This window comes from Siminovitchia fordii DSM 16014 = CIP 108821 (assembly GCF_000374565.1).
In the GTDB taxonomy this organism is placed as follows: domain Bacteria; phylum Bacillota; class Bacilli; order Bacillales; family Bacillaceae_C; genus Siminovitchia; species Siminovitchia fordii.
In genome coordinates this window covers 202,457-214,410 of the sequence record NZ_KB894688.1, presented here as the reverse complement: position 1 = coordinate 214,410, position 11,954 = coordinate 202,457, and the positions used below count along the sequence as shown (strand labels likewise).

Annotated in this window: 12 protein-coding genes; all 12 read left to right on the top strand. The window is 44.0% G+C overall.

Features of this window, described 5'->3' with window-relative positions; genetic code table 11:
- The first annotated feature begins 6 nt into the window (after positions 1-6).
- The 12 genes from C509_RS0108430 (at position 7) to C509_RS0108375 (ending at position 11,608) form a co-directional block, all read left to right on the top strand.
- On the top strand, positions 7-492 hold the full coding sequence (locus C509_RS0108430) for a TRAP transporter small permease (RefSeq protein WP_018706485.1): 486 nt from the start codon (positions 7-9) through the stop codon (positions 490-492).
- Positions 489-1,772, top strand: a complete 1,284-nt coding sequence (locus C509_RS0108425; protein ID WP_018706484.1) for a TRAP transporter large permease — start codon at positions 489-491, stop codon at positions 1,770-1,772. Before C509_RS0108430 ends, C509_RS0108425 begins: the two co-directional genes overlap by 4 nt.
- Positions 1,773-1,973: 201 nt before the next feature.
- A complete protein-coding gene (locus C509_RS0108420; protein ID WP_018706483.1) occupies positions 1,974-2,447 on the top strand; it encodes a flavin reductase family protein in 474 nt (157 codons plus the stop codon).
- Positions 2,448-2,473: 26 nt separating this feature from the next.
- Positions 2,474-3,979, top strand: coding sequence for a 4-hydroxyphenylacetate 3-hydroxylase family protein (locus C509_RS0108415; protein ID WP_018706482.1), 1,506 nt, complete (start codon positions 2,474-2,476; stop codon positions 3,977-3,979).
- Positions 3,980-4,012: 33 nt separating this feature from the next.
- Positions 4,013-4,540 (top strand): FAD synthetase family protein, encoded by a 528-nt coding sequence (locus C509_RS0108410; RefSeq protein ID WP_018706481.1) that lies wholly within the window; start codon positions 4,013-4,015, stop codon positions 4,538-4,540.
- 110 nt (positions 4,541-4,650) lie between these two features.
- Entirely contained in the window at positions 4,651-6,072 is a 1,422-nt protein-coding gene (locus C509_RS23665; protein ID WP_018706480.1) for an amino acid permease, read from the top strand.
- Positions 6,073-6,365: 293 nt separating this feature from the next.
- Complete coding sequence (locus tag C509_RS0108400) at positions 6,366-6,911, top strand: 3-hydroxyanthranilate 3,4-dioxygenase (protein ID WP_018706479.1); 546 nt, start codon at positions 6,366-6,368, stop codon at positions 6,909-6,911.
- Positions 6,908-7,915 (top strand): amidohydrolase family protein, encoded by a 1,008-nt coding sequence (locus C509_RS0108395; RefSeq protein WP_026319772.1) that lies wholly within the window; start codon positions 6,908-6,910, stop codon positions 7,913-7,915. The genes C509_RS0108400 and C509_RS0108395 overlap by 4 nt, the downstream gene beginning before the upstream one ends.
- Positions 7,912-8,409, top strand: coding sequence for a RidA family protein (locus tag C509_RS0108390; RefSeq protein WP_018706477.1), 498 nt, complete (start codon positions 7,912-7,914; stop codon positions 8,407-8,409). Before C509_RS0108395 ends, C509_RS0108390 begins: the two co-directional genes overlap by 4 nt.
- Positions 8,406-9,875: an aldehyde dehydrogenase gene (locus C509_RS0108385; protein ID WP_018706476.1), complete on the top strand. Its 1,470-nt coding sequence runs from the start codon at positions 8,406-8,408 to the stop codon at positions 9,873-9,875. The genes C509_RS0108390 and C509_RS0108385 overlap by 4 nt, the downstream gene beginning before the upstream one ends.
- A gap of 63 nt (positions 9,876-9,938) precedes the next feature.
- On the top strand, positions 9,939-10,715 hold the full coding sequence (locus C509_RS0108380) for a 2-keto-4-pentenoate hydratase (RefSeq protein WP_018706475.1): 777 nt from the start codon (positions 9,939-9,941) through the stop codon (positions 10,713-10,715).
- A 17-nt stretch (positions 10,716-10,732) separates the two neighbouring features.
- A complete protein-coding gene (locus C509_RS0108375) occupies positions 10,733-11,608 on the top strand; it encodes an acetaldehyde dehydrogenase (acetylating) (RefSeq protein ID WP_018706474.1) in 876 nt (291 codons plus the stop codon).
- Positions 11,609-11,954 lie beyond the last annotated feature (346 nt).

The following is an 11,954-nucleotide window of genomic DNA, read 5'->3' as shown; positions in this document are numbered from 1 at the left end:
CTTTTTATGAAGACATTGAGCAACTGGATTGAAAAGATTGAAAAACTTGTCTCGATTATATTAATGGCTGCAATAACCCTTGTTCTATTTGTTGCTGTTGTTTACAGATATTTTTTAAACGCCCCACTCTTCTGGGCGAATGAAGCAAGTATTTTTATGATAACTTGGCTGACTTTTCTGGGAGGGAGTTTGGGACTTAAATATAAGTCCCAAGCTTCTATTACTTTTTTAGTTGATCGTTTTTCTGAAACTGGAAAAAGAATTCTCATGATTGTTACCCATGTTATTATTTTAGCAGCTTTGGCAGTACTAATGTATTTAAGCTATGAGTGGGTCTTAACTTTATCACCTCAGAAGTCAAGTTCCATGCGGATTCCAATGTGGATTCCATATTTGTCTGTTCCGGTTGGCCTGACTTTTGCTTTTATCCACCTGCTAGATTACATGGTGGAACTGATCAAAAAAACACCGAAGAGAAGTGATGTATTGTGACACTTGGCTTAACATCAACCATTATCGTTTTTATTTTGTTGTTGATTATTGGAATCCCGATTTCTCTCGTTTTGGCCATTACGTCTCTTGCTTATTTATTTTTAACCGACAATATCACGTTGTTGGCAACGGTCCCTCAAAAAATGTTTTCGGGGATGGATAACTTCGGGCTGCTCGCCATCCCGCTTTTTATGTTGGCTGGTGAGTTGATGAACTTCGGGGGAATTACAAGCCGGCTGATTCAATTCGCAAAAGTGTTGATTGGTCATTTCAAAGGCGGCTTAGCCTATGTTTCTATTATAGCGAATATGTTTCTGGCCTCGATATTGGGTTCGGCAAATGCACAAGCTGCAATGATGAGTAAAGTCATGGTGCCTGAAATGGAAAAGGAAGGATATTCAAGGGAGTTTTCTTCAGCTTTGACTTTGGCCTCTTCAGTAGTGGCTCCGGTAATCCCGCCAAGTATGCTGTTTATCATATACGGAACCCTGACAGGAGCTTCAATTGGTGATCTGTTTATAGCCGGGATTGTTCCTGGAATTCTGTTGGGCATAGGGTTTATTATCGTGATTGGGCTAATGAATATGAAAGAAAATTTCCCGAGAAGTGAACGGGGAACGCTGAAGGATATCTTCAAGGGACTTTTAAATGTCTTGCCTGCATTGCTGATTCCCTTCATTATTATATATGGCATTTTAAGCGGGATTTTCACACCAACTGAATCTGCTGCTGTTGCCTGTATCATAGCCGTCATTATCGGGTTTTCTTATAAGCAGTTAAAAATAAAATATCTTCCGGAAATTTTGCTCAATACGGTTGTCAATACAGCAACGATAACCTTTTTGATTGTAACAGCCAGTCTGTTCGGTTACATTATCGCTTATGAGAGAATTCCGCAATTAATGGCACAATCTATGTTAAGCCTATCTGATAACCCATTGGTGTTCCTTTTACTTGTTAACATCCTCCTGCTTTTATTGGGAACCGTACTGGATGGAATTGCTGCTTTAATCATTCTGGTTCCTGTTTTGGCACCTCTGCTGACGACCTATCAAATCGATCCTGTTCATTTTGGTGTCATCATTACCATAAACTTAACAATTGGTCTATTAACGCCGCCGGTTGGAACAGGCTTGTTCATTGTTTCCTCAGTAGCAAAGGTCAAAATAGAGACTCTTGTAAAGGCTATTATGCCGTTTCTGCTTACAACTATCGCGATATTGATGATGATTACTTATTGGAAAGATGCCGTTTTATGGCTGCCAAGCCTTTATAAGTAAGGAAAAGTGATCTGCATGGATCACTTTTTTTAATGGAAAAAAGCTCCATTGTTCAGAAACTCTGTGATGATATAAAAAATAAATACAATCATTTTGAAAAACTTTTTTGACGATTTCATCATGAGAAATCTTGAGATTGAGCATTGATAGCGTTTTCAATATATTGATAATACAAACGTTACGATAGGAGGAAGGAACCAAATGGATATCAGAGAGTTAAGAAATTGCTTTGGCTGTTTTGGCACCGGTGTCACAGTGGTTACCTGGGTGAATGATGAGGGCCAAAAGCGAGGGATAACTGTCAATTCTTTTACTTCAGTATCTTTGGATCCACCACTTTTGCTTGTTTCAATAGATAAGAATACTAAGGCTTTCGAAGAATTGAAAAACAAATCTTTTGTCATCAATGTTTTATCTGCGGATCAATCAGCTTATGCTATGCAGTTTGCAGGCCGTCCTCAGGAGAACCTTATGGTCGAGTGGGAGGAAGGTCTAAGACTAAAAGGGGTATCAGCTCACTTTGAATGTACTCCATGGGCGGAGTATGAAGGCGGGGATCACCTGTTGTTTGTAGGGCAGGTAGAAGATTTTTCTTATAATGACACGGAAAGTCTATTGTTCTACAGAGGGAAATTTTTCGAAACAGAATATAAATCTCTTTTGGCAGAAAATTAACATTTTACTATATGGAGGGGAAGAAAATGGGTATCAGAACGGGCGCAGATTATATTAAAGGCGTTAAAGCAAGAAATCCGGAGGTATGGCTTCGCGGTGAAAGAATAACGGATGTCTATCATCATCCGGTTTTCAATCAGCCGATTAAAGAGATGGCCAAGTTATACGATATGCAGCATAACCCCAAGTATCAGAACGATATTACTCATATTTGTGAAGAAACAGGTGAAAGGGTCAATAATTCATTTTTGATACCAAGAGATGGAGAGGATCTTCAAAAGCGCAGACGTGTATTCGAAGTATGGGCTGAAGCCACTTTTGGACTGATGGGCAGAACCCCGGATTTTTTAAATGTGGTGCTCACATCTTTTGCGACGAATGATTGGTTTTTCAGACAGTATGGAGAAGACCGATACGGCGAAAATATTATTAATTATTACAGGTATATAAGAGACAACGATTTATTCCTCACGCATGCGATTGTGAATCCGCAAAATGACCGAAGTAAATCTTCGCATGAGCAGGAATCTGAATATTCTCACCTGGGAGTGGTAAGAGAAACGGAGGGTGGGTTGATCGTCCGCGGTTCAAAAATGCTGGCAACACTGGCGCCAATCACGGATGAAGTCATTATTTACTCTTATCCGAGCTTTAAGCCCGGTGATGAGAAGTTTGCTGTATCATTTGCGCTGCCGATCGACGCACCGGGCTTGAAGATCTACTGTCGTGAAGAGACACAGGATGGAAAGCGCTCTACGTGGGATCATCCTCTTGCTTCAAGGTTTGAAGAAATGGATGCAGTGCTGGTTTTTGATGATGTATTAGTTCCTTGGGACCGCGTCTTCATCAATCAAAATGTGGAAGCCGGCAACTTGCTGTATCCGAAAACAGGAGCTAACTTGCAGCCTTCCCATCAGTCAGCTGTAAGGGGATTAGCGAAAATCTCTTTTGTGACTGATGTGACATGTGCCATCGCGGATTCCATCGGTGTGGATGGATTCCTGAATGTTCAAAACCAATTGTCTGAGTTGATACAAGGTGTTGAAACGATAAGAGCATTGGTCCGCACCGCTGAACGGGAGTATACTATTACGGAACAAGGCGAAGCGCTTCCTAACATTGTACCGTTAGAAACCATCCGTGGCTTGCTGCCTAACATGTATCCGAGAGCAATTGAAATTCTCCAGACGATCGGAGCGGGCGGTCTTTTGATGTCGCCTACTGGAGCCGACTTTATGAATCCGGAAATCTCTGAAGATATGAATAAGTATTATTCCGGCCGTGCAGGAATCTCATCTGAAAAGAGAGTCCGTCTGTTCAAGCTGGCCTGGGATCTATGCGGCGAGGCATTTGGACAAAGACTTGTACAGTATGAACGGTATTATTCGGGTGACCCGGTCCGCAAAATGGGGATGTTCTATAACGTTCATAAGAGAAATAATCCTTCTTATCCTCGTGTGGAACGTGCTTTGGAGGAATCCCTGTTGATGTCAGAGGAATATCAAAAAAGTTCAAAGGAATTAAGCAAGTAATACATTTTAAATTCAAAGAAATGAGGGAGTCAGTTGAGGGTTCACCAGAATGAAAGACTTACATTACCTGGATCGGTTGTTGCTATAGGAGCTTTCGATGGAGTACATCGCGGACACCAAACCGTTATCAGTGAAATGGTAAGGACAAGCCGTTTAGAGGCAGTTCCAAGTGTGGTTTACACATTTTATCCTCCTCCCCGTGCGTACTTTCAAGGTGCTCAGATACTGACCAATTCGGATGAAAAAATTCAGCTGCTCAAGGATTTGGGTGTTGACCATGTCGTGTTGGCAAGGTTTGATGAAGCTTATCTTCAACGGACAGCAGATGATTTTATTAAGGAATTATCATTGATCAATCCAAAAGCTGTAATAGTGGGAAAAGATTTCAGATTCGGCAATAACCGTGCCGGGAATTTGACCTCTTTGAGAGGACACTTCCCGGTCCGGTCAATGAATTCTATTTGTTGTGCTAAAGGAGAAAGAATATCTTCCACTAGAATAAGAGAACTTATTTTACAAGGGAAAAAGGAGCAGGCATTGCCTCTCCTCGGGTGGACATAATTATTGGAAGCGTGCAGGAGGGGCCTGCACGCTCTAAGTGTATAAAAAAGATGATGTAAAATTAGCATTCGGTATTTACAGAAAGGTCAATTGTTAAAGGGGAGTGGCAATTGAAAAGAGATGATCAAATTCAGAACATTATTGATAGGGAAAAGGGATTAAGCAAAAAGCTGACCACCGGCCAGCTTACGATGATTGCGATAGGCGGAGCGATTGGAACGGGGTTGTTTTTGGGCAGCGGGTTCGCGATCAGCACAGCTGGACCAAGCGTAATCATCAGTTATGCCATCGGAGCTTTGATTGCCTTGTTATTGATGGGAGCTCTCTCCGAAATGACTGTGGCGCATCCGACCTCCGGTTCATTTGGAGCTTATGCGGAACGGTATCTAAACCCGTGGGCGGGATTCACCGTCCGTTATTCGTATTGGTTCTGCCTCGTTTGTGCGGTTGGTACAGAAGTAACTGCCATCGCGATTTATATGAAATACTGGTTTCCGACAGTTCCGGGAATTGTGTGGATTCTTCTTTTTGCCGGACTTCTCATTTTTGTTAACGTAACCAGTGTAAATTTGTTTGGGACGGTTGAATATTGGTTGTCTCTGATAAAGATTGTAGCAATCACAGGATTTATAATATTGGCTGTTTATGTAATTGTAGGAGCGGACAGTACCGCGGGAATCGGCGTGCAAAACTACACGAACGATGGAGGCTTTTTCCCAAATGGCTTTTGGGGAATGTGGATTGCCATCTTTATCTCGCTATTTAGTTATTTAAGCATTGAGATGATAGCGGTGAGTGCGGGTGAAGCGCAGGATCCGGAAAAAGCAGTTCCCCTTGCATTAAGGTCGGCTGTTGTGAGGCTCATTTTGTTCTATATATTAACTTTATCTCTTATGCTGATGATCGTTCCCTGGGGTGCTGCCGGGATTGAAAAAAGTCCATTTGTAAAAGTGATGGAAATCTTGAATATTCCTGGTGCCGCAGGAATTGTAAACTTTGTCGTTCTGGTAGCCGCGCTGTCTGCGATGAATAGCCAGCTATATGTGTCTACACGTATGATGTTTTCTTTGTCCCGTGCCGGCTATGCTCCAAAGAGGTTTGGGATGCTAAATAAAAAGTCGGTGCCGGCTGCCGCACTGGCCACCTCTGCTGTTGGAATTGGAATTGCAACAATATATACGGTTGTTTCGCCGGACACAGCTTTTGCGACAATGATATCAATTTCCAGTTTTGGTGCTATGTACACATGGTTTATGATCTTCGTTACCCATCTGTCATTTAGAAAAACATGGAGCAAGATAGGTGGCAGGAAATTACCGGTAAAGATGATCGGTTATCCTTATACAACGATCCTGGGTGCTGTATTGCTTCTGTTGGTTGTACTATCCACATGGTTCTCGGCAGATTTTAAGGAAACAATGGTCCTTGGAATACCATGGCTGATATTAATAACCCTCGCCTATTTTGTCTGGAAAAAGAAAAATGAAAGTGATGCTGACATGAAGCCCGGGAATAAGAGTGATGTTCTGTGAAACGATGTTCTGGTTGATGAATTACTGAGATTTCATTGCTTAACAAAAAGGGGATCCACTTTGTAAAATTTCTGTACAGAAAATAAGCATTTTGGCGAAGGAAGGGTTAATCAAAATACAATAAAAATAAAAAGCGAGAAATTTTCGCCTATTTCATATCGTGAAATAACCTTAGAGTTTAAAAAGTACCTATTCATTATACTAATTTTAAATAGAAGACTCCTAATTTGGAAACGCTTACTGAATTGAGTGCGTTTTAGTTTAGGAGAAATTTAGAATGGAGGTATAAAATTATGTCAAAAGACACAATCAGAACTTTTAAAGCATCCAGCCTAAAAGGTTGGATCGAAGAGAACAAGGATCAATTGCAGCCGCCTGTTAATAACAAGGAAATGTTTCCGGGTTCCAATATGATTGTCATGATGGTAGGAGGGCCGAATAGACGACGTGATTTCCACATTAGTCCAGCAGAAGAGTTATTCTATCAAATCAAGGGTGACTGCTTTGTTGAAATCATCAATGATGAAGGAAAGAGAGAGGTAGTTACAGTTAAAGAAGGAGAAGTATTTTTACTTCCTGCAAATGTCCCTCATTCCCCGCACCGTGTTGCTGATACGATCGGAATGGTTATTGAAGAACCCCGTGGCAAAGGGGTTGAAGAGCACATGGTATGGTACTGTGATCATTGCGATCATGAGATGCACCGGGTAACACTTGAACTTACAAATATTGCTACACAATTAAAGGCAGCCATTGAAGAATTTGACAGCAGCGAAGATCTTCGTACTTGTGAAAATTGCGGCCATGTTATGGCTGAGGAAGCAGGGTTGTGGAAATGAGAGTAGATTTCCATACTCATATCATCCCGGAAGATATACCTAATTTTGCGAAAAAATACGGGGGCCGCTGGCCTGTATTAGAAAAAACTTGTTCGTGCGGAGCCAATATTATGGTTTCTGGAAAAAATTTCCGCGAGGTCACCGAACAGGTCTGGAGCCCTGAAAAAAGAATTGAAGATATGGACAAGGAAGGTGTTGACATCCAAGTTCTATCACCGATTCCTGTCACTTTTTCCTACTGGGCTGATACGGCTCAGGCTGAAGAATTTGCCAAGTTACAAAACGACTTTATCGCCGAAACGGTAAAAGAAAATCCAGACCGGTTCATCGGACTTGGAACGGTTCCTATGCAGGATGGAGAAACTGCAGTCCGTGAAATGAAGCGCTGTATGTTTGAGCTTGGCATGAAAGGAATAGAGATTGGTACAAACGTTAACGGACAGAACTTGGATGATCCATCCTTCGCAGAGTTTTTTGAAATGGCGGAGAAGTGGGATGTTCCACTATTTGTCCATCCTTGGGAGACTCTAGGGAGGGAGCGGTTCCCTCGCCACAACTTCATGTATACAGTCGGCATGCCGAGCGAAACGGCTTTGGCCGCAGCAAGCCTGATCAATGGCGCAGTGATGGAGAAACATCCAAACCTGAAAGTCTGTTTTGCGCATGGAGGAGGTTCTTTCCCTTACATCCTGCCTCGCTTGGATCAAGGGTGGAATGTCTGGCCAGATATCCGCAAAATTGAAAAGCCGCCGAGCTTTTATGCAAAAAAATTCTACTTTGATTCATTGAACTATGACCCGCTCAACTTGCAATATATGGTCGACCGTTTCGGCTATGAAAAGATTGTCATGGGATCGGACTATCCTTTCCTGCTGCGTGAGATTCCGCCTGGAAAAGTGATTGACGATACTTCCGGGCTTACGGAAAAACAAAAGAAAGCCATCTTGGGCGAAAACGCATTGACCTTCTTAAATATCAATGTAAAGGAAGAGTTGCTGAAATGACGAATCGGACAGAAAATGTTGCAGATATGACCGAAACACCCGAAGAAAGACTGGAGCAGCTGGGGCTGGAGCTGCCGTCCCTAAGACCGGCCGTCGGCAGCTATATCAGCTGCGTTCGGACAGGGAATCTGCTGTTTACCGCAGGGCAGGGAGTGGATGAGTACCACGGAAAACTTGGCAGGGACCTGACAACAGAAGAAGGCTACAAAGCTGCACAGCAGTCGATGCTCAATCTGTTGAGTGTAGTCAAAAATGAACTGGACGAATTAAGCAAAGTAAAGCAGATTGTTAAAGTGCTGGGGATGGTAAACTGCACGGAAGATTTTACTGAACAGCCTGTTGTCATGAATGGAGCATCTGACCTGCTAGGGAAAGTGTTCGGCGAAAAAGGCAAGCATGGCCGATCTGCGGTAGGAATGCAGCAACTGCCCAACAATACAGCAATTGAAATTGAGATGATTTTGGAAGTGGAAGACGAGGAGGAGACAAAGTGACGAAGCAGGAAGTATTGGAAAAAGCAAAAATACAAGATGCCAAGCTTTTTATTGACGGCCAATATGTAGATGCTCACTCCGGAGCCACGTTTGATTCCCTCAATCCGGCAAATAACCAAAAGCTGGCTTCTGTAGCCAATGCAGATGAAACCGATACGAAACGTGCTATCGACGTGGCCCAGCGCACTTTTACAAGTGGTGCATGGAGTAACATGGCGGTTGAAGAACGGTCACGCATACTGTGCAAAATGTCGGATCTCATTTTAGAAAAGGTGGATGAGCTGGCATATGTAGAAACGCTTGATGTCGGCAAGCCGATCAAAGAGAGCCGAGATTTTGATATCCCGCGTGCGGCTGCTAACTTCCGCTTTTTTGCAGAAATGGCCAAGTATATGGTGCATGAACATTACGATATGAAAAACCATATTTCGTATACCCATTATGCACCTGCAGGAGTCACTAGCCTGATTATTCCTTGGAATCTGCCGTTTATGCAGATGACCTGGAAAGCCTCGGCAGCTTTGGCAGCAGGAAACACAATCGTCGTCAAGCCTGCCTCCTACACACCGCTGAGCGCTGTCATGCTTGGAGAAATTGCCAATGAAGCTGGCCTGCCTCCTGGTGTCTTGAATATCATAACTGGACCGGGCAGCACGGTAGGAACGGTCATGGCTACCGATCCGTTTGTCCGCCGTCTGTCCTTTGTAGGAGAATCGGAAACAGGTAAAACAGTTATGGCGAATGCCTCGAAGAGTCTCATTCCTGTTTCACTAGAGCTTGGCGGAAAATCAGCCAACATAGTATTTGAAGATGCAGATCTGGATGAAGCGGTAGCCGGCTCAATCGAAGCGATATTCCGTAATCAGGGAGAAATCTGCCTGGCTGGTTCCCGGATCCTGGTTCAGGAAAGTGTCTATGATCAATTTATGGATAAATTCGTAGAGGCTGTGCGGAACATCCAGGTAGGAGATCCGTTGGATGAGTCTACTGATATGGGGGCACTTGTTTCCCGCAGCCATTTGGAAACAGTGAACAAGTATGTACAAATTGGTCTTGAAGAAGGAGCCAAGCTGGCCTATGGCGGAAAAAGGGTAGAAGGGCTTGGAGGAGGAAACTTCTATATGCCGACTGTTTTGTACGATGTTGACAACAAAATGCGGGTGGCACAGGAAGAAATTTTTGGGCCGGTGCCGGTGATTATTCCTTTTAAGACGGAGGATGAAGCCGTTGCTATTGCTAATGATTCCATCTATGGCTTGGCAGGGGTGGTCTGGACAAACGATTTAAGAAGAGCTCAGAGGGTCTCTTCTTCCATCAATTCCGGACTTCTTTGGGTGAATTGCTGGTATGTCCGTGATTTAAGAACTCCATTTGGAGGTTCGAAAGCAAGCGGCATTGGAAGAGAAGGCGGAAGGCACAGCTTCGATTTTTATACAGAAGCAAAAACAATCACAATCAAAAAGTGACAAAACAAAAGAAAGGTGATTTCCTGTCACCTTTCCTTTGTTTTACTTGTTGGAGGGATAAAATTGACTACATTAGCGGCTTACGCCAAAGAACTATTAAATGCGGAAGAAACCCGAAAAGAAATATCTCCATTAACAGAGCGTGATCCGTCATTGACGGTAAAGGACGCCTATCAAATTCAATTAGAAACAGTCAAATTAAAAAATGAACAAGGTAAGACGGTTATCGGCAAAAAGGTTGGACTAACGAGTGCAGCCATGCAGAAGATGCTGAATGTCGATGAGCCGGATTACGGACACTTATTTGATGATATGCAGGTAGAAAACGGCAGCACGGTAGATACGGCCGAAATGATTGCCCCGAAGGTGGAGGCAGAAATCGGTTTTATGTTGAGTGAAGACTTGGTTGGCCCAAATGTTACATATTTGGATGTTCTAATGGCCACCAAATATGTTGTGCCTACCCTTGAAATTATCGACAGTCGTATTGAAGACTGGAGGATTAAATTGATCGATACCGTGGCGGACAACGGATCTTCGGCCAAGGTCGTGCTGGGAGACCGTCAGACCGGGTTGGAAAATACAGATCTGCGGGCAGCGGGTATGGCTCTTTATAAAAACGATGAGCTAATTGCCACAGGGTCAGGGGCAGCAGCTTTAGGGCACCCGGCGGAAGCGATAGCTTGGCTGGCCAATAAATTGCATGAATTCGAAATCACTTTGAAAAAGGGCGAATTGGTTTTACCTGGAGCCCTCTCCGCTGCCATTGCAGTTGAAGTCGGTGACACTGTAAAAGCTGACTTTGGACCTTTCGGTTCTGCAAGTGTGACATTTAAATAAATGAAAGGAGAATGGTTATGGGGAAAGTAAAAGCCGCCATTGTTGGATCGGGAAATATTGGCACAGACCTCATGTCTAAACTGGAGAAAAGTGACGCTATCGAATTGACCGCCGTCATTGGAATAGATGAGGGCTCTGATGGACTTAAAAAAGCGCGGGAGAAAGGATATCAGACTTTTTCCAACGGTATCCAAGCGTTAGTGGATCAACCGGAAATCGCTGACATCGTGTTTGATGCGACATCTGCCAAAGCTCATGTTCGCCATGCAAAGATTCTAAAAGAGCTGGGAAAAAAAGTGGTGGACCTTACACCGGCGGCGGTCGGGCCTTTTTTCAGTCCTGCAGTAGGCACTCAGTTCGGGGATGCGCCAGCGGATAATGTCAACATGATTACCTGCGGAGGACAAGCGACGATTCCGATGGTGAGAGCTGTGAATGATGCCGCGGATGTGGCTTATGCAGAAATTGTGGCCACCATCTCAAGCAAAAGTGCCGGTCCTGGAACACGCGCCAATATCGATGAATTCACCATTACGACTCGACGCGGCATTGAGGAAGTCGGCGGAGCGGACAAAGGAAAAACACTGATCATCTTGAATCCGGCAGACCCTCCGATTTTGATGAGAAATACTATTTACTGCGAAGTTAAAAATATGGACGAGCAGGCCGTGTGCGAATCAATATATGTAATGGTCAAAAAAGTACAGGAGTACGTGCCGGGCTACCGGTTAAAGCAGGAACCTTTATTTGACGGCAACATCGTCACCATTTTCCTTGAAGTGGAAGGAGCTGGCGACTATTTCCCTCCATATGCAGGTAATTTGGATATTATGACCGCGGCAGCAGCGCGAGTCGGAGAAGATATTGCCCGTAGTATGAGCGTTGTTTCTTGAATTTTAAGATAGCATAAAATTAGACTGGATTTCTATCCAATCAGGATAAGGTATGTCTAGCTCCGACGCACAGGACGTGCTAGTGCAAGCGAAGCGACAGGATGTCGCGCCTGAGCCTGCTGACGCACAGGACGTGCTAGTGCAAGCGAAGCGACAGGATGTCGCGCCTGAGCCTGCCGACGCACAGGACGTGCTAGTGCAAGCGAAGCGACAGGGATGTCGCGCCCTGAGGCGGCCAGGCCCCATCGGCTCGAGGTCACAAGTCGCAAAGAAGCTTACTCTTGATGAATGTGCTCCTGCGGCATAGCAATTTCGGGAAAGCTTAAGTTCACCTCGTCGCAAAGCT

What these genes read in the sequence shown, in the direction of transcription:
- C509_RS0108400 (WP_018706479.1), top strand. Translation starts at nt 6,366, where the DNA reads ATGTCAAAAGACACAATCAGAACTTTTAAAGCATCCAGCCTAAAAGGT.
- C509_RS0108415 (WP_018706482.1), top strand. Translation starts at nt 2,474, where the DNA reads ATGGGTATCAGAACGGGCGCAGATTATATTAAAGGCGTTAAAGCAAGA.
- C509_RS0108420 (WP_018706483.1), top strand. Translation starts at nt 1,974, where the DNA reads ATGGATATCAGAGAGTTAAGAAATTGCTTTGGCTGTTTTGGCACCGGT.
- C509_RS0108390 (WP_018706477.1), top strand. Translation starts at nt 7,912, where the DNA reads ATGACGAATCGGACAGAAAATGTTGCAGATATGACCGAAACACCCGAA.
- C509_RS0108395 (WP_026319772.1), top strand. Translation starts at nt 6,908, where the DNA reads ATGAGAGTAGATTTCCATACTCATATCATCCCGGAAGATATACCTAAT.
- C509_RS0108430 (WP_018706485.1), top strand. Translation starts at nt 7, where the DNA reads ATGAAGACATTGAGCAACTGGATTGAAAAGATTGAAAAACTTGTCTCG.
- C509_RS0108375 (WP_018706474.1), top strand. Translation starts at nt 10,733, where the DNA reads ATGGGGAAAGTAAAAGCCGCCATTGTTGGATCGGGAAATATTGGCACA.